The following is a 23,098-nucleotide window of genomic DNA, read 5'->3' as shown; positions in this document are numbered from 1 at the left end:
TGTCTGTCCTTGTCGTTGGTCATCTCAGAGCGATCCCACATGCGAGAGGAAATCGCGCAGCTCGTCGGTCGCGGGGCCGGTGAGCATCCGTTTCGCCGGTCCCTCCTCGACGATCCGGCCCTGGCGCATGAAGACACACCGGTCGGCCACGTCGTGTGCGAAGCGGATCTCATGGGTGACCACCACCATCGTGTGGCCGGCTTCCGCCAGGTCCTGCATGACCGTGAGGACCTCGCTGACCAGGGCGGGATCCAGCGAGCTCGTCGGCTCGTCGAAGAGCATGATCCGCGGTGACGGCGCCACCGCCCGTGCGATCGCGACCCGCTGCTGCTGACCGCCCGACAGCCGGCGCGGATAGTGATCGGCCTTCTCGCCGATGCCGACCCGGTCGAGTACTTCGAGCGCCCGGCGGTCGGCGTCCGGTTTGCTGACGCCGTGGCTCCTGCGGAGCACCTCGGTGATGTTCTCCCGGACGGTGAGGTGGGGGAACAGGTTGAAGTTCTGGAACACCATCCCCATCCGCCTGCGCTGCGCCGCGATCCGCGCGTTCTTCATCGGCCGCAGGGTGCCGCGGCGTCGCTCGTACCCGAGCAGTTCGCCGTCCAGGTAGATCGCCCCGCCGTCGATGCCGACCAGCTGGTCGATGCAGCGCACCAGCGTCGACTTGCCGGAGCCGGACGGGCCGATCACGGCGACGACCTCGCCGCTCTCGACGTCCAGGCTCACTCCGTCGAGCGCGGTGAAGGATCCGTAGTTCTTGCGCACGCGCGCCACCCGGAGCACGGGCTCCTGCTTCTCGTGCGAAACCCCGTTGACGCTCATCCGTCCACCGCCACCCGGTTGGCCTGGCGCCGAGCGGTCCGGACCCGGCCCGTACGGGCGGGGCCGCCCACGTCGTGACCACGTGAGAAACGACGCTCAAGCTGGTTACGCACGGTGGTCAGGACGGTGACCATGACGAGGTACCAGAAACAGGCCACCAGCAGGAGCGGGATGGTCTGATAGGTCACGTTGTAGATCTCCTGGACTGAGCGGAGCAGGTCGGTGAGCGCGACGATGCTCACCAGGGACGTCGCCTTGAGCACGGTGACCAGGCGCGTTCCCCAGGCGGGAAGGATGATGCGCAGGGCCTGCGGAACGATGATCTTGAAGAAGGTGACCCCAGACCCGAACCCGACCGCCTTCGAGGCCTCGGTCTGCCCGGCGTCGACCCCGAGGATCCCGCCGCGAATGATCTCCGACATGTACGCGGACTCGACGATCGCGAGGGCGAGCACGGCCGCGGTCCAGGTCGAGATGACCACGTTGGTCGGCCAGCTGTGAAAGACCGGCCCGAACGGGATCCGGATCGATATCTCCGGCTGCAGGTACGCGAGGTTGAACCAGAAGATGAGCTGGACCAGCGGCGGGATCGCCACGAAGACGCTCACGTACGCCGTGGCCAGCCAACGGGACGGCGCGTACGAACTCAGCTTGGCCAGCGCCACGCACACGCCCGCGACGGTGCCGAGCACGATGACGACCAGCCAGAGCGTGAGGGTCGTCCGGATGCCCTCCATGATCGATTTATCGAAGAGGTACTCCCACACCACCGGCCATTCGAAGCGTTCGTTCGTCACCAGAAAGTGCGCGAACTGGATCGCGAACAGGGTGAAGACGGTTCCGGTGACCCATCGCCACACGCGGATACGTGGCTTCGCCTGAGCGACGTCTTCCGCCGCGTCGATCGAAGGGGCCGTCAGCGTCATGGCCACACTCCCTTCCACAGACCCGGCCTCGTTATTTTTCGAGGTAGTTGAGCCTGGGAGCGTCGTCTCGGACATCGGTCATGCCCCACTTCTGGAGAATTGCGTCGTAATCGCCGTTCTTGAAGAGGACCTCGAACGCCTTGTGGAAGACCGGAGCCAGCTCCATGGTGGTCAGCAGGGCCATGCGCTGCTTGTGGTCGGCGGCGGGGATCAGGCTGAGGTCCGTGGTGCTCGCGATGTAGCCGGAGATCGCCGCGTTCAGGGACGCGGCGTCGACCCGCCCCGCCTTGAGCGAGAGCACGATCGTGTTGGGGTCGGCCAGGCCGACCAGTTCCATCTCCGGCTTTCCTTCTTCGCCGCACTTCTTGGACATGGTGGGCAGCGGGTCTTCGGGCAGGAAGCCCTTGACCGCGCCGATGCGCTTGCCGCAGAGGTCGGTCCAGGTCTTCGTGGCGGTGTCCTGCGGCGGTACGAGGAACGCCTGCCCAACGTTGATATAGGTGACATTTCCGAACATCTGCCGGTCGGAGGTGGGGAAGGACGGCCCGTTCGCGACGTCGAAGCGTCCGGAGAGAATCCCCTCGCGCGCGATGCCGTTGTCACCGACGAGAGTGAGCTCCGCCGTCACGCCGAGGACCGCTGCCAGCGCGTTCTCGATGTCCGGGTCGAGCCCGGTGACCTGGTCGCCTTTGACGATCCGGAACGGTGAGCTGGAGTTGCCGGCGAACCGGATCACCCCGGCTTGCTTGATGGCGTCCGGCAGCTGGTCGTGCAGTTCCTTGACCATCTTGCTGTCGGGTACGGCCGAGGGCTTGTCCGCGGACGCCGAACTGTCGCCATCGGTGGTGCCACAGCCGGCTGGGGCCAGAACCGCGAGCATAATGGCCGCCGCGGCGGCGATTCGAGGATATGCGTGTCGCATGATGCGCCTTTCAGGGTGTGTTGCGGTTCTGGCGAAATGCAGATGTCCCGCCCGCGATCGGGACAGCTTGACGGTGATTCACGGCGTCGCACCCAGCTGGATGCCCGACTCGGCCGTGTCGCTTGGACTAAAGGTCTGACCGTTTGACCGGAGTTTACGCGCGTGTTACGTCCCAGGCAAGAGGTGACGCAGGCTCTGCCCGTTGTGCTCGTCGGCAGGGGTTACGTTCGACAGGCGACCTCTATAGTATAATGGTTAGTCCATTACCAGGAGAGGAACCAAGCGTGCCCAAGGTCATCTTTGTCGCCCTCGGCGGGGCGCGGCGCACCATCGATGCGGCGGTGGGCGACTCCGTCATGGCGACGGCGGTCAGGAACGGCGTTCCCGGCATCGTGGGGGAGTGCGGCGGCAACCTCTCGTGTGCCACCTGCCACGTCTACGTCCACGAGGACTTCCTGCCACTCGTGGGCTCCCCGGCCGACCTTGAGGACGACATGCTGGACCTTGCCGTGTCGGACCGCCGCCCGACCAGCCGCCTGGCCTGCCAGATCACCGTCACCGAAGCCCTGGAGGGCCTGACCGTCGAGTGCCCCGAGGCGCAGCCGTGAACGGCGGAGCGCTCATCGTCGGCGCCGGCCAGGCAGGCATCCAGGTGGCCGCCTCGATGCGCGACTACGGGTACGACGGCCCGATCACCCTGGTCGGCGCGGAGGCGCAGCCGCCGTACCAGCGCCCGCCCCTGTCCAAGGAGTTCCTCGCCGGGACCGCGGACCTCGCCTCGCTCCACCTGCGCACGCCGGGCTTCTACGCCGAACGGGGCATCGACGTCGTGACCGCGGACCGGATCGTCCGGCTCCAGCTCTCGCCCGCCGGCCCGCCCGGCGCCGGCACCGCGCTGACCGAGCGCGGTCGCAGGCTGGTGTTCGACCGGCTGGCCCTGACGGTGGGAGCCCGGCCCCGGCGCCTCCCGCTGCCAGGCGCCGACCTCGACGGCGTCTGCTACCTGCGGGTCCTCGACGACGCCACCCGGCTCCGCGCCCACCTCGCACGGGCACGCGACGTCGTGGTCATCGGGGGCGGCTTCATCGGGCTGGAGGCGGCCGCGGTCGCCCGGTCGCACGGCAGGAACGTCACCGTCGTGGAGGCGGGCGAGCGGCTGATCTCCCGCTCGGTGGCCCCCGTGATCTCCGAGTTCTACCGGCAGGCGCATGCCAGGCGCGGGGTCGACATCCGTCTCGGCGCCACGGTCGCCGCGATCGTCGGCGAGCAGGGCCGGGTGACCGGCGTACGGCTCACGGACGCGCTGTTGCCGGCCGACCTGGTGGTGGTGGGCGTCGGCGTGGTGCCACGCACCGAGCTCGCCGAACAGCTCGGCCTCGAATGCGACGGAGGCATCGTCGTCGACGAGTTCGCCCGCACCAGCGAGCCGGCCGTCGTGGCGGCGGGTGACTGCACCGTCCTGCCCAATCCGCTGACGGGCCAGGGACGCCTGCGCCTGGAGTCGATGCCGAACGCCGTCGGCCAGGCGCGGGTGGCGGCCGCGACCCTTGTGGGCAAGCCCCGGCCGTACACGGATGTGCCGTGGTTCTGGTCGGATCAGTACGATCTCAAGCTGCAGATCGCCGGGGTGACGGACGGATACGACCAGATCGTGGTGCGCGGCGACCCCGGCACCGAGAAGTTCGCGGTCCGGTACTACCGGCAAGGACGCCTGCTGGCCGTCAACGCGGTCAACAGCGCACCGGACTACCTGGCCGTTCGCAAAACGCTCGCTTCGCCGGTGCCCGCGGCGGGCTGACGCCCCGGGTCAGATCACCGCCGACTCGGTCGACTCGGGGGCGAACAGCTCGTCGGGGCTCAGCACCCGTCCGGACAGGCCCTGCTCGTGGTGGTAGCGCAGGAAGGTCGCGAGGGTGTGGCGGTTGGCCGCGAGCCCGTACGACCAGTAGTCCGCGCCCAGCAGCTGCTCGGCCTGTTCCAGCTGCTGGTTCAGCCAGGGAAGCATGAAGCGCAGCGCGGAGGAGTCGTAGATGCGGCTGCGCGCCTCGTCCCTGGCCAGGGTGAACGCCTTGACGAGCGACTGGGCCACCCAGGGGTGGCGGTCGTAGACGTCCCGCCTGATGACGACCACGTGCATGATGGGAAAGATCTTCGTTGCCCGGTGGTAGGCCTGCTCGGCGGCGATCACGTCGTCGAACAACCGCCGTACCCGGGGATCCCGCGCGGCGAACGGTCGCGGGATGCGGGGCGTGTAGAGCGCGTCGATCTCGCCCGCGACCAGCATCCCGGACAGGGTCCGGTCCGCCGGGATGCTCCCGAGGCGGATGTTCCCCGGCAGGTCCAGCGGGGCCTTCTCGATCCGGCCCGGCTGTTCCTGGCCCCCGGTCAGGTAGGTCACCGAGTCCACCGGAACGCCGTGCAGGTCGGCCAGGATGCCGCGTACCCAGACCGCGGCGGTGAGCTGGTACTCCGGCGTCCCGACGAGCTTGCCGCGGAGGTCACCGGGGTCCGTGATCCCCGCCGCCGAGTTGACGTAGACGGACCCGTGCCGGAAGCTCCGCGACGGGAACACGGGGATCGCGACGAACGGCGACGGATCGCTCCCCAGTGAGACGACGTAGGACGACAGCGACAGTTCGGCGATCTCGAACTCCTGATGTCGCATCATCCGGAAGAACGTCTCCTCGACCGGCAGCCGCAGATACGTCAGCTCGATCCCGTCGGGACGTACACTGCCTTCTTCCAGAGCGCGCGTGCGGTCGTAGTCTCCGCAGGCCAGCGTCAGCCTCAGCCTCGGCACGGCCGGCCCATGGCCGTCAGCCGCGCGTCGAGGCGGGGATACACGCGTCGCGCGTTCAGCTCCAGGACCTTCGCCCTGGCCTCGGCGGGCAGGTCCAGATTGTCGATGTAGCGCAACGTGTCGTCCCAGTGGTGCCCGCTCTCCGGGTCGACGCCACGGACGGCGCCGTACATCTCCGAGGCGAACAGGATGTTCTCCACGTCGATGACGCGGTGCAGCAGGTCGATCCCGGCCTGGTGGTAGACGCAGGTGTCGAAGAAGACGTTCCGCATGACGTGCTCGCCGAGCGGCGGCCGGCCGAGCCGGTCGGCCAGCCCGCGGTAGCGGCCCCAGTGGTAGGGCACCGCGCCGCCGCCGTGCGGGATCACCAACCGCAGGGTGGGGAACCTGCTGAACAGGTCACCCTGCACCAGCTGCATGAACACGCTGGTGTCGGCGTTGAGGTAGTGCGCGCCGAGGGCGTGGAAGTTGGGGTTGCACGAAGCCGAAACGTGGATCATGGCCGGCACGTCCAGCGCCACCATCGCCTCGTAGAGGGGGAACCAGTACTCGTCGGTCAGCGGTCTGGACGTCCAGTACCCGCCCGAGGGATCCGGGTTCAGGTTGCATCCGACGAATCCCAGGTCCTCGACGCACCGGTGTAGCTCGGTGATCGAGTCGTCCAGCGGCCCTCCGGGTGTCTGCGGGAGCTGGCAGACGCCCGCGAAGTGGCGAGGGTACAGCTCGGCCACTCGGTGGACCAGCTCGTTGGACACCCGCGCCCAGGCCCGGGCCGTGGCCGGGTCGGCGACGTGGTGTTCCATGCCGGACGCCTTCGGGGAGAAGAGCATGACGTCGCCGCCGCGTTCGCGTAGCAGCTTCAGCTGCGTGGTCTCGATGCTCTCCCGGATCGCGTCGTCGCTGAGGTCGGCGAGCGAGGGCTCGGGCAGGGCGCCGTCGGCCAGGCGGGCGAGCTGGGCGTCGCGGAACGCCTGGAGTGCGCCCGGCGCTGTGGTGTAGTGGCCGTGACAGTCGATGATCATTGCTGGTCCGCTTCCTGGTCGACGTACCGCAGGCCCTTGCGGGCGAGCCGCTCGCGCATGTCCTGCACGTCGAGACTGAGTTCTCCGGCCTGGTAGCGCTTACGGGAGACGGCTTCCCGCTCCTCCCGTACGCGGGAGGCCGCCAGCACCTGCGCGGCCTCGCGTCGGGGCACCACGACGACGCCGTCGTCGTCGGCGACCACCACGTCACCCGGGGCCACGCTCTGGCCCGCGCAGACGATCGGGACGTTGACGCTGCCGAGGGTCTCCTTGACGGTGCCGATGGCCGAGACGTACCGCGACCAGACAGGGAAGGCCATCCGCGCCAGCTCGGGCACGTCGCGGCACCCGGCGTCGATGACCAGACCCCGCACGCCGCGCGCCTGTAGCGCGGTGGCGAGCAGTTCACCGAAGTAGCCCGCCTCGGACCCGGACGTGGGCGCCACCACCAGGACGTCACCGGCCCGGCACTGCTCCACGGCCACATGGATCATCCAGTTGTCGCCCGGAGGCACGCTGACGGTCACTGCGCTCCCGCTGACCCGCGCACCCGGATAAACCGGTCGCAGCCGCACGTCCAGCAGGCCGGTACGGCCCTGCGCCTCGTGGATGGTCGCCACGCCGAGCTCCCCGAAGGCGTCCACAACGGACCGGTCGGCACGGCGGATGTTACGCACGACGATTCCCATGTCACTTCCACGGCAGCAGGGACACGTGGATGACCCCGGTCTCGCCCTCGCCGCCGACCGCCCTGATGGCGCGGTCCACCTCGGCGAGCCCGAAGGTGTGCGTGGTGAGCCGGTCGAGCGGGAACCGGCCGGCCGCCAGCTGGGCGATCGCGAGTTCACAGGCGCGGTAGCTGTGGCCGCGGGCGCTGCGAACGGTGATGGCCTTCTCGGCCACCTTCTTGATCGGGAAGTCGGGGAAGGCCGCCAGCTCCCCCTGGACCAGCAGGGTGCCGGCCCGCCGTTTGAGGGCGTCGATGCCGAGCAGGACGGGCGCGACACCGGCGCCGGCCGTGCAGTCGAGAACGACGTCGACGCCCTTGCCGCCGGTGATGGCCATGATGCGGTCCAGGGCATCCTCCAGCTGGATGTCGATGACGTGGTCGGCGCCCAGCGCCTTGGCGAGTTCCAGCCGGGCCGCGTCGCGGGTCGTGCCGGTCACGATGATGAGCGAGGCCCCGGCCTGCTTGCAGGCGACCACCTGGGACAGCCCCTGCTGGCCGGGCCCCTGGATCAGGACGGTGGAGTCGTAGCCGATGCCGGCCTCCAGCAGCGCCCACTCGATGCCGTTGGAGAGCGGGGTCACGATCCCCGCCAGCTCGGCCGAGACTCCCTCCGGCACCTTGTGCAGGACGGCGTTCCACGGGAGGTACAGGTAGCCGGCGAAGCCGCCCCACAGGTGGTACGGGTTCTCGGCGGAGGTGTAGCCGTAGCGGCGGGCGTCCGGGTTCGTCCGCCAGTCGGTGGCCTCGCAGTGCCGGTACTCGCCGAGATGGCACCACGCGCACCGGCGGCAGGGGACGTAGTGCTCGACGAAGACCCGGTCCCCCTCGGCCACGCCCTGCCGCTCGCGGAACACGCGGCCCGCCTTGGCGATGATCCCGACGTTCTCGTGTCCCATGATGACCGGGTCGTTGATGACCGGTTTCGCGTACATCTTGACGTCGGTGCCGCAGATGCCGGCCACTTCGACCTTCAGCAGGGCGCCGTCATCGGGGACGTCCGGCATCGGGTATTCGCGGAACTCCGTGGTGCCGCTTCCTGTCCGCACGGCCGCCAGGACCTGCTCTGCCATGGACCGTTCTCCCTGGGTTCGTGTTCGCGGAGCGAGCGATTGGTCTTATGGACTAACACTTATCATGTTATCGTGCCTGCGACATAGCGACGAAGGAAGGGACGAGGAGCGGATGGCGCCGGTACGGCTCAGGACGGTGACCAGGACCCAGGGGAACAACCGGGCCCTCAAGGACGGACAGGTGACGCCCGAGGGTTTCGCCCTCGACTTCGAGGAGGTCCCCGTCCTCGTCCACGCGTTCCGGCGGATGGTGCGGGACCTGGAGTTCGACGTCTGCGAGATGGCGTTCACCACCTACCTCTGCGCCAAGGCGCACGGCAAGCGCTTCACCGCCCTGCCGATCTTCCTGGTCCGCGGCTTCCACCACGGCGCCATCGTGCGCGGCGCCGGCGTCCGGACGCCGGGGGATCTCGAAGGCCGCAGGGTGGGCGTCAACCGCGGCTACACCGTGACCACGGGCGTGTGGGCGCGGGGCATCCTGCAGGACGAGTACGGCGTCGACCTGGAGCGGGTGACGTGGGTGCCCTCCGGCGACGAGCACGTGGCCGAGTACCTGCCCCCGGCGAACGTCGTCCCGATGCGGGCCGGGGCGAAGCTGGCGACGTTGGTGGCCACCGGCGAGCTCGCCGCCGCCATCGGCGTGCAGGAAAGCGGCCTCCTGCCGCTGATCCCCGACGCCGAGGAGGCGGCCTTCGCGGCGCTGGCCCGGCGCGGGCTCTACCCCATCAACCACCTCGTCGTCGTCCGGGACGACCTGCTCAAGGAGCATCCCGGACTGGCGACCGCACTCTTCGAGGCGTTCGCCGCGGCCAAAAGGCTGTACGTCGAACGCCTGGGCACCGACCCCACCGACCTGATGTACCGGCGGGTGATGGAGACGACCGGCCAGGACCCGCTGCCCTACGGCATCGCACCGAACCTGGCGATGATCGAAGAACTGATCTCCCACGCGGTGCGCCAGCGCATTCTCGACCGTCCGCCCGCCGTGACGGACCTCTTCCCCGAGAGCACGCACAACCTGATCGCCTGAGGAAGACGGCCTACCGCCGGGCCAGGAACTCCAGCACGCGGGCCGGCGCCGTCAGCTCGGTCTGTTCGTCGACCGGCACGTCCCAGTACTCGGCGCGGGGCAGGCACTCCTGGAGGTAGCGGGCCGCCGACGTCGCGTGCGAGGCGTCCTGGCCCGGCACGATCAGCGCGGGAACGTCCAGCCGCAGGAGATCCTCCGGTTCCGGCCCCGGCACGGTGTCCCGGTCGAACAGCGTCCGGGTCATGCCGGTCACCAGGACCGCGTACCGGTCGGGATCCAGGCGGGCGTAGCTGTCCGCGAAGGCGGGATCCCGCCGGATGACGGTCACCCACGGGCCCACCCGTGCGTCCTGGGTGAACGGCTTGTCGCCGGTCCTGGCCAGGGCGACGACCCCCGCCAGGCCGTGCTCGGCGACGTAGGCCAGGTGCCGGCCCAGCCGCTCGTGCTGGGTCATGCGGTACCGGACGCCGCCCGCGGGGGAGAAGAGCACCATGCTCAGCACCGCCTCGGGGTGGGCGACCGCGAACGTCGTGACGATGGAGCAGCCGACGCATCCGCCCATGAGATGCGCCCGTTCGACGCCCAGGCGCTGGAGCAGTCCCCTGCCCTGCGCGACGTAGGCGGCCCAACCGAGCCGTTCGACCCTGCCTCCGGACAGCCCGGACTCACGGCGGTCGAACGTGATGCAGGTGTACTCCTTGGTCAGGTGGTCCAGCAGACCGAGGCGCCGGTAGACGCCCTGGGACCGCCAGTTGTCCAGGGTGGCGTTGAAGCCGCCGGGCGAGAACATGAGCAGCGGCGGTCCTGAACCGGCCACCTCGTACCGGGTGGCGATACCTTCGATGATCTCGGTGGGCACGACGTCTCCTTTCACGTTCTGCTCGGCCGGGGGGCGCCGCCCCTGATCTGGCGTCCGGCGCGTACGTCCTCGGCGTAGGCGGCGATGGCGTCATGGCTGATCCGCGCCACATCGGCGTAGGTCTCCACGGGCTCGTCCAGCGCCGACGCGGCATAGCCGATGGCCGCGTTCGCCATCCGCATCCGGCCGTCGAGCCAGGGGCCGCCGCCGAACCCGCCCAGGACCGGTACCGACACCGCACGCGCGACCTCCGGGCCGACGATCGGTCCCGAGTTGGTGAAGTCGAGCAGGGCGGCGCCCGCCGCCTCCAGCCGCCGGGCCTCGGCGACCAGCTCGTCCTTCAGCTCCACCGGCACCTCGGCGCGCGACCCGGGATCGACGGTGTACGGCACGCCGTACCGCAACGCCGTCTGCGGCGTGATCCCGAACTGGGCGAAGACGGGTACGCCCGCCCGGGTGACGGCCGTGACCGCGTCCAGGTGATCGGCGGCGCCGTCCAGCTTCACCAGGTCGACGCCGGCCTCCTTCGCCAGCCTGATCGCGGCCCGCACCGCGCTGCCCGGTCCCTCCTGCAGCGGACCGAAGGGGAAGTCACAGCTGACCAGGGCCCGCTTCGCCCCTCTGCGGACCGCCTGGGCGACGACGATCATCTGATCCATCGTCACCTCCAGGGGATTGGACTGCCCCCAGAGGTTGACGCCGACGGTGTCGCCGACCGAGAGGATGTCCACGCCCACCCGGTCGACGATCCGCGCCATCTGGTAGTCCCAGACCACCACGCCGACGATCTTCCGCCGGTCCCGCTTCATGGCCGTCAGCCCGGGTAGCGTGACCTTGGTTTCCACTCCCGCCTCACCTTTCCAGACCTAGGCGCGCAACGCGCTGAGCACCTCGGCCACGTCGTGTTCGTCGCGCGTCACCATGAGGACCCTGGCGTGCGGCCGGAGCGCCGAGACCGTCGCCTCGGCGCCGAAGCCGTCGGAGATCACCACGCCGGCCGTCATGATTCCGCGCAGGGTGCAGGCGTCACCGATCGCGCAGGCCGCCTCGGCGCCGTCGTCGGCGGTGGCGACCATCACCGCGACGTCCGCGCCGATCAGCTCCGTGCTGAGTCGTGACGCGGATCCGTCGGTGGACAGCAGCGCCACATCGGCCATGTCCCCGTTGCTCGATCCGGGGGACTCGCACACGAAGAACCGGGCGCTGGACCAGCGTTGCTCGGCCACGCGGCGGACGATCGACTCCGCCCGCCGGTCCAGTGCCACCACTCGGGCTCCCCGGGACGGGGTGATCGGCGCGTCGATCCTGAAGCGGGCCTCGGCCGCCGTGGCGGCCCTGGCGCAGCTGTTGAGGAGTATCGGACGGTTCTGCATGGTCAGACCGTGGTCTGCGGGACGCCGGGGGTGGCCGTCACGGCGTCGCGGCAGGATTCCAGGAACGAATCCTCCCGGGGCAGCACGATCGCGGCCGACCGCACCCGGTGGTGGGCGGGGTCCACCCCGGGCGGGGTCACCCCGTGGTCGCGCAGGGCCAGCGCGGCCTTCCGCAGTTTCTGGCGGGCCTTGATGATGCCGCTGTCGGCGGGGACGAGCCGCTCCTTGGTCCGGTCGACGATGGGGCCCATGCTCTCCTGCAGCGAGGAGTCCTGGATCGCGATGCCCTCGACCCCGGAGAAGTGCTTCCCCTGCCGCTGCGCCTCGCGGTCCATCAGGTAGTCGTTGTCCTTGTTCCGCACCGGCCGGTAGGTGCCGGGGATGTTCTCGCTGTGCACCCCGAAGCCGTCCTCCATGGCCTGCCGCTCGGCCGCCGTCAACGCCCGGACCGGGTGGTAGTCGAAGGTGTAGACCCAGCAGTTCTCGTCGTCGATCGGCACCCAGAAGTGGCCGTGCACGGGATGGTCGCCCCGCGGCGGGACCATCGTGAAGCTCGGCATGATCCACGGGGTGATGCGCCAGTAGTACTTGCCGTCCTCGGCGTTGCGGCGCGCGCCGACGAACAGGCCGCCGTCGGCCTCCGCGACCTCGAAGAAGGGCTTCAGGTCGCCGATGTTGTACTGGTTGCCCTTGGCACCCTTGAACAGCGGGTCGCTCCTGAGCGCTCCCGAGTGCAGCCAGGTCACATGGCTGGAGTCGATGCCGCCCTCCAGCGCCTGCAGCCAGTTGCACTCCTGCCAGCGCTTGGAGGTGTAGGTCTGCTCCGAGGGGACGTGGACGAACTCGAACTCCGGCGGCTCGGGACGACTCGCGGGGTCGCCCATGTGGGTCCACAGGATGTCGCCGACCTTGATGAGCGGGTACGCGGTGAGCTTGACGTTGGCGCAGAAGTTGCTGTTCTCCGGCTCGGAGGGCACCTCGACGCACTGGCCGGTCACGTCGTACTTCCACCCGTGGTAGGCACATCGCAGGCCGCCCTCCTCGTTGCGGCCGAACCACAGGGACGCGCCGCGGTGCGCGCAGAACTCGTCGATCAAGCCGTACCGGCCCTGGCTGTCCCGGAAGGCGATCAGGCGCTCCGACAGGATCTTCACCCGGACCGGCGCGCAGTCGTCCTCCGGCAACTCCTCGGCGAGCAGGGCGGGGATCCAGTACTGCCGGAACAGCTCACCCATCGGCATACCAGGACCGGTCTGCGTCAGTAGCTCGTTGAGCTCTGGTCTGAGCATCCTCGTCTTCCTCTCAACGTCTGATCCCTCGCCATCGACCGCGGTTCAACGCCGGAAGCAGACGCGGCCACGAAGTGCTAAACAACATACCATTGGCCCAAGCGAGCGCAATGGGGTCATTAACGGGAGAGGATGCACCCCTCTTGTCCGGTATGTAACGCTCCGGTAAAAGTTGCCATCAAAGGTTAGACCTTTAGTCCAAGGTGACTAATATCACGACGCGAAAGGGAGTGTGCGATGATCTCAGAACGCATTTCACGTCGTGGGTTCGTGCTCGGCTTGGGCGGTGCGGCGTTGGCCGTCGCCACCGGATGCGCCCGCGAGAACGGCGCGACGACCGAAACGATGGGGGCCGACGCACTGGCCGCCGTCTGGTCCGGCAAGACCCTGAAACTGATCTGTTCCGAGGCACCCGGCGGTTCGCTGGACAACACCTGCCGGATGCTCGGCCGGCACCTCGGCAAGCACCTGCCAGGCAACCCGACGGTCGTGGTCGAGAACATGGCCGGCGGCGAGTCCCGGATCGCCACCAACCACGTCTACGGCGCCAAGGGCGACGGACTGACGATCGGGATGACCGACATCAACATCCCCTTCTACACCCTGCTCGGCGAAGGCCCGGAGCTGGGCGTCCGGTGGGACCCTGACAAGATCCCGTGGCTGGGCTCCACCTCCAAGGCGCCGCAGGTGCTCGCGGTCCACAAGCGAACCGGCATCCAGAAGGGCGACCTGGCGGCCGTGGCCGCCAAGAACCTCCGGCTCCCGTACGGCGCGGTGGGCGACGGCCCGCACACCGGGCACGTCCTCCTCAACGAGTTGCTCAAGCTCAACCTGCGGCCGATCTTCGGGTACGGCGGCTCCAGCGCCCGGATGCTGGGCCTGGACCGCGGCGAGGTCGACGGCACCGTCAGCACCTGGGACAGCCTGCTGCGGCAGAAGGGCAGCGAACTCGCGGACGGCACGCTGATCCCGATGGTGCAGATCGGCGGCCCGATCGACCACGCGACCATGCAGGGCGTCCCGACCGTCGCCGACCTGACCAAGGACAGCGCAGAAGCCGACAAGAACCTGCTGAAGGTGGTCGCCGACCGGTACGAGTGGGCGCGACCGCTGATGGCCCCCGCCGACGTGTCGCCACCCGTCCTCGAAGCGCTGCGGAAGGCCCTCGCCGACACGCTCGTGGATCCCGCCCTCCTCGAAGAGGCGAAGAAGATCGGGATCGACATCGAGCCGAGCACCGGAACACAGGTGCAGGAGCGAATCGCCGAGTACCTGAAGACCCCGAAGGACACCGTCGACCGTCTGCAGAAGCTGATCAAGGCCGATGGGGCCTGACGCCCGCTCACCGTTCACCACCGACTGCGGGAACCCCTGATGCTGGAAACCTTCGGTACCTTCTTCGCAAGCCTCGGCTCGGTCCTGTCCTGGCCCACGTTCGGCTTCCTGCTGATCGGCATGGCGCTCGGCTTCCTGGTCGGGATCCTGCCGGGGCTGGGCGGCAGCACCGCCCTCGCGCTGATGCTGCCGTTCACCTTCGCGATGGACCCGGTGACGGCCTTCGCCTTCCTCCTCGGGATGTCGGCGGTCACCGCGACCACCGGGGACCTCACGTCCATCCTGTTCGGAGTGCCCGGCGAGGCGAGCTCCGCCGCCACCGTGCTCGACGGCTATCCGATGAAGAAGCGCGGGGAGGCCGGCCGGGCGATCGGCATCGCCCTCGGCAGTTCGCTGCTGGGGGCGCTGATCGGCTCCTTCTTCCTCGCGCTGGCGGTGCAGGCGGTCCGCCCGCTGGTGCTGCAGTTCGGTCCCGCCGAGTTCTTCATGGTCGCGGTGCTGGCCCTGTGCTTCGTGGCGACCCTGAGCGGGAAGGCGGTGCGCAAGGGGCTGGTGATGGCCTCCTTCGGGGTTCTGCTCTCCATGATCGGGCAGGACCCCGGCACGGGCCGGCTGCGACTGACGTTCGACCTGCCCTACCTGATGGACGGCATCTCCATCGTCCCGGTGGTCGTCGGTCTGTTCGCGGTTCCGTCACTTCTGGAAATGATGGCCGCCCGTACGAGTGCGGTGCCGACCGTCTCCAACGATCTCAACGGCTGGCAGCAGGGGCTGAAGGACACCCTTCGCCACAAGCTGCTCATCATCCGGTGCAGTGCCATCGGGATCTTCCTCGGCATGCTGCCGGGTGTCGGTGGCAGTTCGTCGCAGTTCATCGCGTACGCGCATGCCAAGCAGACCTCCAGACACCCGGAGGAGTTCGGCCGCGGCTCGGTCGAGGGCCTGGCCGCCGCCGGCTCGGTGAACAACGCCAAGGAGGGCGGGGATCTCGTTCCCACGCTGGCGTTCGGCGTCCCCGGCAGCGGCCAGATGGCCATCCTGCTCAGCGCCTTCCTCATCACGGGGCTGACGCCCGGCCCCGCGATGCTCACCGACCACATCGACGTCACCTTCAGCATGGTGTGGACGATGGTCGTCGCGAACATCATCACGGTGATCCTCTGCCTGCTGATGCTGCGCTGGATCGTCGCCATCACGCGGGTCAAGGTGCCCCGGCTCATCCCGTTCCTGCTGCTGTTCATCGCGCTCGGCGCCTACACCGCCTCGAACTCCTGGTACGACCTCGTGCTGATGCTCGTGATCGGCGGCGTCGCGATGATCGCCACGGCGTGGGGATGGCCGCTGCCGCCGCTGCTGCTCGGGCTCGTGCTCGGCAAGATGCTGGAGGGGAACTTCTTCCTCGCCTACCAGTTGTCCGACCAGACCTACGACTGGTTCGGCCGGCCGCTGGTGCTCGTGATGATCGTGCTGCTGGCGCTGGCCATACTGGCGCCGGTGGTGAAGAAACGGCTGTTCAACCGCGCCCGCGGCACCATCACCGAGCACGAGACGGCCAGGCGGCAGGTTCGTTACCAGCGGGTGTGGCGGGGACGGGCGCTGCTCAGCGGGGCGGCGCTGCTGATCGCCCTCTGGGCGGTCTGGCACCTCCAGTTCGAGCTGGACCTGTCACTGCGGACCAAGCAGTTCCCGCTCCTGGCGGCCGCGCTGATGGCGGTGTTCGCCGCCTGGCAGCTGGCGATCGACCTCCGAGGCCGGATGCCGGTGAACACCATGCGCATCGACGCGGTGCTGGCCGAGGCCGAGGATCTGGCCGACCGCCCGCCGCCGACGTCCCCGAGCGGAGGAGCGCCGGGCGGCGCTTCCAGAGCGGCGGTCGAGCCGCTCGCCGGGCACGCGCCGACGGCCACTCTGCCGGTCCCGTCCGGGGACGACGATCCGAAGGCCACCGAGACGGCCCCGTCGCAGGAGTCGTCGGGTCCTGGCCTGCGCCAGCTGGTCACGCCCGCCGCGGTGGTCCCGTTCCTGCTGTTCTTCGCCGCGCTGTACGCGTTCGGCTTCGAGTACGGCGCACCCCTGTTCACGTTCGCCTACCTGCGGATCGTGGCCAAGGAACGGTGGTGGGCCTGCCTCCTCGGCGCCGTCGTCACCTGGGCCTTCCTTTACCTCATGTTCACGAAGCTGGTCCCCCTACCACTGCTGGAGAGTCAGGTGTTCGACTGGTGACCGGAGAGACGGCGGCGCTGGCCCGGTTCACCTCAGCGCTCGCGTTCACCGACCTGCCGGACGATGTCGTCGCCACGGCGAAGCTGGCCATCCGGGACGCCGTCGGGGTCGCCCTGTTCGCGGCCCGGCTGGAGTGGAGCGAGATCGCCGCCGCGCACGCCGTCGCGACCTCCGGCGCGGGACCTGCGACGGTCTGGGGCCGCGCCGAGTCGCTCGCCCCACCCGCGGCGGCACTGGTCAACGGCTGTTGCGTGCACGGCGTCGAGATGGACGACCGCAGCGCGGAGCTCGATCTCCACGCCGGCGCCGCCGTCGTGCCCGCCGCCTGGGCGCTGGTGGAGGCACGCGGCGGGAGCGGACAGGATCTGCTGCGCGCGGTCGTCGCCGGATACGAGGTGGCCTACCGGGTCGCCCGGGCGACCAAGGGCGCGATCACCCCGCGCTTCTACGGCGACAGCATCCGGACGATCTGCGGCGCGGCGGCGGCCGCCGCGGCGGCGCTCGGCCTGGACGCCGAGCGGACCGGGCATGCGCTCGGTGTCGTCGGCAGCATGGCCGGCGGGCTGCTGGAGTACCGCCTCGACGCGCACGCGACGATGGTGAAGCGGCTACAGGGCGGCGGCTGGCCGGCCTTCTGCGGGGTGACCGCCGCGATGCTCGCGGCGCGGGGGCTGACCGGCCCGGCCACGGTGCTGGAAGGCCGGCACGGCCTGGTCCGCGCCTTCGCCACGGAGGCGAGCCCGGACGTGGGCGCGCTCACCGCGGCCCTCGGCACGGGGTTCGAGATCTCCGCATGGGAGACCAAGCCCTACGCGGCGCGCGGCGGTTACAACAGCACGATCGACGCGGTCACCGCTCTGCTGCGCGAGCACGGTGTCGATCCGGCGGCGGTCGACCGCATGGTGATCGGCTGCTCGACGAAGATCGCCCCGGCCACCCACACCGCCCCGCGATCGGTGATGGCCGCGCAGTACGACCTGCGCTTCGTGGCGGCGGCGGCGATGTTCCTCGACCTGCGCGACCCGGGCGTGTGGTCGGCCGAGGTCGTCGACGATCCGCGGATCGTCGCACTGCTGCCACGCATCCACGTCGAGATCGATCCGGAGATCGAGCGGATCTACCGCACAACGAACGACCATGGCGGCGCGCGGGTGCGCCTCGACCTGTCCGACGGACGTTCACTTCAGCGGCAGGTCCGGCACGCCACCGGCACGCCGGACAACCCGATGTCGCCGGAGGAACTCGGGGGCAAGTTCGCCCTGCTCGCGGGCCGTGCGGTACGCGGCGAGCGGCTGGCGGAGCTGACGGAGCGGCTGGACGCCCTGGAGAAGCAGCCGGACCTGGGGGCCCTGGGCCGCCTGATGAAGATTATGGTATAACCAATATACCAAGTAAGGAGTTACGCATGCGAGACGACTACCTCCCCGGCGTCCTGTCCAGCGAGAAGCGGAACCGGGACTCCTCCGAGATCGCGGCGCGGGACGAGTTCAACCGGAAGAACCCGATGACCAGGGGCCTCGTCGTCCCCCACGACCTGCGGACCATGGAGCTGCCCGAGCGGCCGTGGCGGAACAACCGCGGCCACTACTTCGACCTGGGCGACTACGAGGTCTTGAACGCGCACCTTTCCGAGCTCAAGCCGGGGGGCGCGTCGGTGCGGCACCGGCACACCACCGAGGCCTATCTGTACATCGTCAAAGGGCACGGATACTCGTTGATCAACTTCGACGACGAGCCCGTCGAGGCGGTCGAGTGGTCCGAGGGGACGCTCTTCGCGCCGCCCCGCTGGGCCTGGCACCAGCATTTCAACCTGGACGAGAACGAGGGCTCGCGCTACCTCGCCATCCAGGACACCGGGCTGCTCAGGACCATGCGACTGCACAACATCGAGCGACACGGCGTGCAACTCGACCCGGAGCAGGGCGCGAAGCTGCTCGCCGAGGCCGCCGCCCGCGACGCCGTGCACGGTGCCGGACGGCCCCGGCCCACGGCCTGAGATGTCCGGTGCCTCCGGCGTCGTCATCCTGCTGCGGCACGGCGAGACCGACTGGAACGCGGGCGGCAGGTTCACCGGCTGGGTGGACGTGCCGTTGTCGGTGGAAGGGGAGAAACAGGCGCGACAGTGTGGCCGCGAACTGCTGGCGACGGGACCGCTCCCCGATGTGGCGCACACCTCGCTGCTGAGACGGTCGGTCATGACGGCGAGCCTGGTCCTGGACGAGGCCGACCGGCACTGGATCCCGGTCCGGCGTGACTGGCGGTTGAACGAGCGCCACTACGGCGCGCTGCAGGGCCGCAGCAAGGCACAGGTGCTCGACGAGGTGGGCCGGGACCAGTACATGGCGTGGCGCAGGTCCCAGCACACCGCGCCCCCGCCGATCGCCGACGGCGACGAGTTCCACCAGGCGGGCGACCCGCGTTACGCCGCACTCGGCGCCGCGCTGCCACGCTCGGAAAGCCTCGGGGACGTCACGGCCAGGCTGGTGCCGTACTGGGAGTCGGCGATCGTGCCTGATCTGCGCGCCGGCCGCACCGTCCTCGTCGTCGCCCACGGCAACCTGCTCCGCGCCCTGCTCCGCCACCTGCGGGGCCTGTCCGACGAGGCCGTCGCCGCGCTGGACATTCCCATCTGCGTACCGATGCCGCTCGACCTGCACCTCGACGGCCCCAACTGAGTGATCTTCAACGGTCGGCGGCGCCGCTCGCCGCCGCCGTGGTTCCGCTTGTTTCCTGAGACCGAGTAGGGAGTTTGCGCCGTGACAGCAACGGTCGACCTGGCCGAGTACGTGGCGAACATCAAATACGACGACCTGCCCGCCGACGTGGTGGAGGCGGCCAAGACCGCCATCAGGGACGCGCTCGGCGTCGCCCTGTTCTCCGTTCACCTGCCCTGGACGGAGACGGTGACCGAGTTCGCCAGGGAGACCAGCGGGCTCGGGGGCGCCACACTCTGGGGTCGGGCCCAGCAGCTGGCCCCGCCCGGCGCGGCCCTGGTCAACGGCACGGCCGCGCACGGTATCGAGATGGACGACCGCAGCGCGGCGCTGGATCTGCACAACGGCGCGCCCACCATCCCCGCCGCGCTCGCCTGCGCCGAGCACAGCGGCGCCAGTGGCAGGGACCTGATCGTCGCCGTGGTCGGCGGGTACGAGGTCGCCTACCGGGTCGCCCGGGCGACGCAGGGCGGGATCACCCGGTTCTACTGGGTGTCGATTCGCAGCCTGTTCGGCGCCACGACCGCGGCCGCGCTTGCGCTCGGACTGGACGCCCCGGGCCTGGTGAACGCCCTCGGCATCGCCGGCAGCATGGCCTCCGGCCTGCTTGAGCACACCCAGGACCCCAAGGGGACGATGGTGAAGCGGCTGCAGGGCGGCGGCTGGCCGTCGCAGGCGGGCGTCACCGCCGCGATGCTGGCGGCCCGCGGCTTCACCGGCCCCTCGTCGGTGCTGGAGGGCAGGCACGGCGTCTGCCGCGCGTTCTGCACGGAGAAGGAGCCGAACATCCCGGCCCTGACCGCGGCGCTGGGCGAGGACTACGAGATCCGCGGCTGGGAGACCAAGCCCTATGCCGCGGTCGGCCACCTGCACAGCACCATCGACGCCCTCGCCGAACTGCGCGCACGTGAGGGCTTCGACCCGGCGGAGGTGCGCCGGATCGAGATCCGCACCTCCACCAAGGTCCTGCCGAACTTCGACCCGCAGGCACCGCGCTCGATCATGGCGGCCCAGCGGGGCCTGGCGTTCGTGGCCGCCGCCGCCCTCTTCTACGATCTCCGGGACGCCGGCGTGTGGACCGAGGAGATCGTCTCCGACCCGCGGATCACCGCGCTGCTGCCCGATATCGAGGCGAGCATGGACCCGGAGATCGAGGAGATCTACCAGGCCACCAACGACCACGGCGGCGTCCGGCTGACCGCGACCACGGCCGACGGCACGCGCTGGGACGCGCACGTGCGCCACGCCATCGGCACGCTCGCCAACCCCATGAGCCGCGACCAGCTGATCGGCAAGTTCGAGTTGCTGGCCCAGCGCAACCTCCCACTCGACCAGGTACGCGGCCTGTCCGGCTACCTCGACGGGCTCGACGGGGAGAAGGACCTGTCCGGCTTCCGGCAGCACGTGGCCGCAGGGGAGTGACGGTGACCGAGCGAATCTACGACCTGGTGGTCAACGGTGGCACCGTCCTGGACCCGGGGAGCGGCCGGCAGGTCCGCGCCGATGTGGCGGTCAAGGACGGCAAGGTCGCCGAAATCGCCCCCGGCCTCGACGGCGCACTCGCCGACCGGGTGGTCGACGCGGCCGGGGCCTGGGTGACGCCGGGCCTGATCGACCTGCACGCGCACGTCTACTGGGGGGTGGGCCGTGGCGTGGACGCGGACCGGGACGTGCTGCCCCGCGGTGTCACCACGGTGGTCGACGCGGGCAGCGCCGGGTCCCTGAACTTCCCTGGCTTCAAACGGTACGTCGTCGACCCCGCGCGGACGCGCGTCCTGTCGTTCGTCCACCTCTCCTACATCGGTCTGGTCGGTGGGACGCCGCTCGGCGAGCTGCTGAAGCCGGAGTGGGCGGACCCCGAGGGCGCCACCGAGGTGATCAAGGCCCACCCGGACATCGTCCGCGGTGTGAAGATCCGCCTGGAGGAGCGCGCTGTCGGATCGCGGGGCAAGGAGATCCTTCAGGAGGCGCGTGCCCTGTGCGCGGCGGCGGGCGTGCCGCTGATGGTGCACATCTGCGGCGCGACCGACCCGCTGAGCGAGCTGCTGCCGTACTTCGGGCCCGGCGACATCGTGACGCACATGATGACCGGCCGCGGCAAGGCGGTGCTTGAGGCGGACGGCAAGGTTCTGCCCGCCGTGACGGACGCCCGCGACCGAGGTGTCGTGTTCGACGTCGCCCACGGCCGCAGTCACTTTCCGTTCCGGGTCGCGGAGAGCCTGCTCCGGCAGGAGTTCCTGCCAGACGTGATCAGCTCGGACGTCACCAGCCTGTCCCTCAACGGGCCGGTGTACGACCTGCTGTCGATCATGACCAAGCACCTGGCGCTGGGCATGAGTTTCGAGCAGGTGGTGCGCTGCGTGACGAGCAATCCCGCCAAGGCGCTGGGCCTGGCCGGTCAGATCGGCTCGCTGGAGGTCGGCGGGGTCGCGGACATCGCCGTGCTGGACCTGCTGCCCGGTGACTTCGAGATCTTCGACACCGAAGGCGAGAAGAGGATCACCGACACGCGGATCGCCTGCCGTGCGACCGTCCGGGCCGGTGAGCTCGTCCCTCCCGCCGTTTGATCTACCCGTATCCGGCCTTCAACCGCTTCGGAGGCGGTCGTGTCTCGTCGTTCCGACGACGGAATGTTCCGTTCGCTGCGTCACCGGACATTTCGCGGTTACTTCTTCGGCTCGGCAGCCTCCGTGGTCGGCACCTGGATGCAGCGGATCGGTCAGGACTGGCTGGTGCTGGAACTGACCGGCAGCGGTGTGGCGCTCGGCGTGTCGACCGCCCTGCAGTTCGGGCCGACACTGGTCGGCGGGCTGTGGGGCGGTTCGGCCCTGGACCGGTTTCCGCGCCGGACCGTGCTGCTGTGGACCCAGGTCGCGTCGGGGCTCGTCGCCGTCGGCCTCGCCGTCCACACCCTCACCGGGCAGCGCGACGTGTTCAGCGTGTACGCGCTGGCACTGGCGCTCGGCATCATCTCCGTCTTCGACTACCCGGCGCGTCAGTCCATCGTGGTGGAACTGGTTCCCGAAGCGGATGTCATGAACGCGCAGAGCCTGATCAGCACGGTGCACAACGCCGGGCGTCTGGCGGGGCCGTTGCTGGCCGGGGCCCTCATCGCGGGGGTCGGCGTCGGCTGGACGTTCGTCGCCAACGCCGCGTCCTTCGGCGCGGTGATCTTCTCGGTACGGGCGATGCCGGCGCTGGCGCCCGCGCGTTCACCCGACGACTCGCGCGGCATCCTGGCCGGCCTGGGGTATGTGTACCGTCGGGCCGATCTTTTCGCGACGATCGTCGTGGTCACGATGGTGGGCGTGTTCGGCCAGAACTACCGGGTGATCCTGCCGTTGTTCGCGCAGCGGAGCCTGGACGGCGACGCCCAGGTGTACGCGTATCTGACGGCCGCCATGGGGGTCGGCGCCATCGTCGGGGCGCTCGCCAACGCGCGCTTCGGGCAGACGTCCATGCGTGGCGTCCTGTTCACCGCGGCACTGTTCACCGGGGCGAATCTGGCCGCTGCCGGGAGCCGGTCGCTGGTGGTCACCCTCGCCTGCCTCGCGGTGCTCGGTGGCGCGTATGTGGCGTTCGCGACGATGGCCAGGGTCTATCTGCTCGTGCAGACACCTACCCATCTGCAGGGGCGCGTGATGGCCTTACACGCCGTGGTGTTCCTAGGGCCGACCCCCATCGGCGGACCGATGATCGGCTGGGTGTGCGAACAACTGGGCCCGTCCTGGGGTTTCGTCACCGCGGGGATCACCACTCTGGCGGCGCTGCTGTTCGCCATCGGGCGACTGATCCGCCGCTGACACCCGCCGCGACCACGCGACGCCGACGGCCAGACAGGCCAGCGGAACCACGGGAACCACATATCGATGATCGAACGCGGCCACCAGTGGCGGCAGGAAAAGCAGCGTCATGCCCGCCGCCCATGGAAGCAGCGCCTCAAGGGCGTTCGCCTGGTTGCCGGGGGGTCCCACCCACCCACC

22 protein-coding genes are annotated in these 23,098 nt (G+C 69.6%); 11 read left to right on the top strand and 11 right to left on the bottom strand.

Annotated elements, in window-relative coordinates; translation table 11 throughout:
- Positions 1 to 24: 24 nt before the first annotated feature.
- Genes KIP79_RS43080 through KIP79_RS43070 form a run of 3 tightly spaced genes read right to left on the bottom strand, consistent with a single transcriptional unit; the run spans position 25 to position 2,670 of the window.
- Complete coding sequence (locus KIP79_RS43080; RefSeq protein ID WP_214110844.1) at positions 25 to 822, bottom strand: amino acid ABC transporter ATP-binding protein; 798 nt, start codon at positions 820 to 822, stop codon at positions 25 to 27.
- A complete protein-coding gene (locus KIP79_RS43075; RefSeq protein WP_214110843.1) occupies positions 819 to 1,748 on the bottom strand; it encodes an amino acid ABC transporter permease in 930 nt (309 codons plus the stop codon). Before KIP79_RS43075 ends, KIP79_RS43080 begins: the two co-directional genes overlap by 4 nt.
- Before the next feature lie 31 nt (positions 1,749 to 1,779).
- Positions 1,780 to 2,670, bottom strand: coding sequence for a transporter substrate-binding domain-containing protein (locus tag KIP79_RS43070; protein WP_214110842.1), 891 nt, complete (start codon positions 2,668 to 2,670; stop codon positions 1,780 to 1,782).
- A 284-nt stretch (positions 2,671 to 2,954) separates the two neighbouring features.
- Here KIP79_RS43070 and KIP79_RS43065 point away from each other — a divergent pair, with 284 nt between their 5' ends.
- Both KIP79_RS43065 and KIP79_RS43060 read left to right on the top strand, forming a co-directional pair.
- Positions 2,955 to 3,278: a 2Fe-2S iron-sulfur cluster-binding protein gene (locus KIP79_RS43065; RefSeq protein ID WP_214110841.1), complete on the top strand. Its 324-nt coding sequence runs from the start codon at positions 2,955 to 2,957 to the stop codon at positions 3,276 to 3,278.
- Complete coding sequence (locus KIP79_RS43060; RefSeq protein WP_214110840.1) at positions 3,275 to 4,468, top strand: NAD(P)/FAD-dependent oxidoreductase; 1,194 nt, start codon at positions 3,275 to 3,277, stop codon at positions 4,466 to 4,468. The genes KIP79_RS43065 and KIP79_RS43060 overlap by 4 nt, the downstream gene beginning before the upstream one ends.
- Before the next feature lie 9 nt (positions 4,469 to 4,477).
- On the opposite strand, the gene KIP79_RS43055 is transcribed toward KIP79_RS43060, so the two are convergent.
- The 4 genes from KIP79_RS43055 to KIP79_RS43040 are packed head-to-tail and all read right to left on the bottom strand — an operon-like array spanning position 4,478 to position 8,292.
- Positions 4,478 to 5,470, bottom strand: coding sequence for a substrate-binding domain-containing protein (locus tag KIP79_RS43055; protein WP_214110839.1), 993 nt, complete (start codon positions 5,468 to 5,470; stop codon positions 4,478 to 4,480).
- Complete coding sequence (locus KIP79_RS43050; protein WP_214110838.1) at positions 5,458 to 6,492, bottom strand: amidohydrolase family protein; 1,035 nt, start codon at positions 6,490 to 6,492, stop codon at positions 5,458 to 5,460. Before KIP79_RS43050 ends, KIP79_RS43055 begins: the two co-directional genes overlap by 13 nt.
- Positions 6,489 to 7,181, bottom strand: coding sequence for a 4-carboxy-4-hydroxy-2-oxoadipate aldolase/oxaloacetate decarboxylase (locus KIP79_RS43045; RefSeq protein WP_214110837.1), 693 nt, complete (start codon positions 7,179 to 7,181; stop codon positions 6,489 to 6,491). The genes KIP79_RS43050 and KIP79_RS43045 overlap by 4 nt, the downstream gene beginning before the upstream one ends.
- A 1-nt stretch (position 7,182) precedes the next feature.
- Positions 7,183 to 8,292 (bottom strand): zinc-dependent alcohol dehydrogenase, encoded by a 1,110-nt coding sequence (locus tag KIP79_RS43040; protein WP_214110836.1) that lies wholly within the window; start codon positions 8,290 to 8,292, stop codon positions 7,183 to 7,185.
- Between the two features lie 112 nt (positions 8,293 to 8,404).
- Here KIP79_RS43040 and KIP79_RS43035 point away from each other — a divergent pair, with 112 nt between their 5' ends.
- Positions 8,405 to 9,322, top strand: coding sequence for a substrate-binding domain-containing protein (locus tag KIP79_RS43035; protein ID WP_214110835.1), 918 nt, complete (start codon positions 8,405 to 8,407; stop codon positions 9,320 to 9,322).
- Positions 9,323 to 9,332: 10 nt separating this feature from the next.
- Here KIP79_RS43035 and KIP79_RS43030 read toward each other — a convergent pair whose 3' ends face one another.
- Genes KIP79_RS43030 through KIP79_RS43015 form a run of 4 tightly spaced genes read right to left on the bottom strand, consistent with a single transcriptional unit; the run spans position 9,333 to position 12,843 of the window.
- Positions 9,333 to 10,181: an alpha/beta fold hydrolase gene (locus KIP79_RS43030; RefSeq protein WP_214110834.1), complete on the bottom strand. Its 849-nt coding sequence runs from the start codon at positions 10,179 to 10,181 to the stop codon at positions 9,333 to 9,335.
- Between the two features lie 11 nt (positions 10,182 to 10,192).
- Positions 10,193 to 11,026, bottom strand: coding sequence for a 3-methyl-2-oxobutanoate hydroxymethyltransferase (locus KIP79_RS43025; protein ID WP_214110833.1), 834 nt, complete (start codon positions 11,024 to 11,026; stop codon positions 10,193 to 10,195).
- 21 nt (positions 11,027 to 11,047) lie between these two features.
- The gene (locus KIP79_RS43020) at positions 11,048 to 11,554 is read right to left on the bottom strand and encodes a hypothetical protein (RefSeq protein ID WP_214110832.1); all 507 of its coding nucleotides are present in this window, start codon (positions 11,552 to 11,554) and stop codon (positions 11,048 to 11,050) included.
- A gap of 2 nt (positions 11,555 to 11,556) precedes the next feature.
- A complete protein-coding gene (locus tag KIP79_RS43015; RefSeq protein ID WP_214110831.1) occupies positions 11,557 to 12,843 on the bottom strand; it encodes an aromatic ring-hydroxylating dioxygenase subunit alpha in 1,287 nt (428 codons plus the stop codon).
- Positions 12,844 to 13,080: 237 nt separating this feature from the next.
- Between KIP79_RS43015 and KIP79_RS43010 the strand changes: the two genes are divergently transcribed.
- The 8 genes from KIP79_RS43010 (at position 13,081) to KIP79_RS42975 (ending at position 22,918) form a co-directional block, all read left to right on the top strand.
- On the top strand, positions 13,081 to 14,178 hold the full coding sequence (locus KIP79_RS43010) for a Bug family tripartite tricarboxylate transporter substrate binding protein (protein WP_214110830.1): 1,098 nt from the start codon (positions 13,081 to 13,083) through the stop codon (positions 14,176 to 14,178).
- A 39-nt stretch (positions 14,179 to 14,217) separates the two neighbouring features.
- Positions 14,218 to 16,401: a tripartite tricarboxylate transporter permease gene (locus tag KIP79_RS43005; protein ID WP_214110829.1), complete on the top strand. Its 2,184-nt coding sequence runs from the start codon at positions 14,218 to 14,220 to the stop codon at positions 16,399 to 16,401.
- Positions 16,398 to 17,780, top strand: coding sequence for an MmgE/PrpD family protein (locus KIP79_RS43000; protein ID WP_214110828.1), 1,383 nt, complete (start codon positions 16,398 to 16,400; stop codon positions 17,778 to 17,780). Before KIP79_RS43005 ends, KIP79_RS43000 begins: the two co-directional genes overlap by 4 nt.
- Positions 17,781 to 17,806: 26 nt before the next feature.
- Positions 17,807 to 18,397 carry a cupin domain-containing protein gene (locus KIP79_RS42995; protein ID WP_214110827.1) on the top strand — a complete coding sequence of 197 codons (591 nt, stop codon included), beginning with the start codon at positions 17,807 to 17,809 and terminating at the stop codon, positions 18,395 to 18,397.
- Between the two features lies 1 nt (position 18,398).
- The gene (locus KIP79_RS42990) at positions 18,399 to 19,076 is read left to right on the top strand and encodes a 2,3-bisphosphoglycerate-dependent phosphoglycerate mutase (RefSeq protein WP_214110826.1); all 678 of its coding nucleotides are present in this window, start codon (positions 18,399 to 18,401) and stop codon (positions 19,074 to 19,076) included.
- A gap of 81 nt (positions 19,077 to 19,157) precedes the next feature.
- Positions 19,158 to 20,537 (top strand): MmgE/PrpD family protein, encoded by a 1,380-nt coding sequence (locus tag KIP79_RS42985; RefSeq protein WP_214110825.1) that lies wholly within the window; start codon positions 19,158 to 19,160, stop codon positions 20,535 to 20,537.
- 2 nt (positions 20,538 to 20,539) lie between these two features.
- The gene (locus tag KIP79_RS42980; RefSeq protein WP_214110824.1) at positions 20,540 to 21,682 is read left to right on the top strand and encodes an amidohydrolase/deacetylase family metallohydrolase; all 1,143 of its coding nucleotides are present in this window, start codon (positions 20,540 to 20,542) and stop codon (positions 21,680 to 21,682) included.
- A gap of 39 nt (positions 21,683 to 21,721) precedes the next feature.
- Positions 21,722 to 22,918, top strand: coding sequence for an MFS transporter (locus KIP79_RS42975; RefSeq protein WP_214110823.1), 1,197 nt, complete (start codon positions 21,722 to 21,724; stop codon positions 22,916 to 22,918).
- Positions 22,919 to 23,098 lie beyond the last annotated feature (180 nt).

Source organism: Acrocarpospora catenulata, assembly GCF_018476525.1.
In the GTDB taxonomy this organism is placed as follows: domain Bacteria; phylum Actinomycetota; class Actinomycetes; order Streptosporangiales; family Streptosporangiaceae; genus Acrocarpospora; species Acrocarpospora catenulata.
The sequence above is the reverse complement of the archived record's forward strand: the minus strand, read 5'-3'. Positions and strand labels throughout refer to the sequence as shown.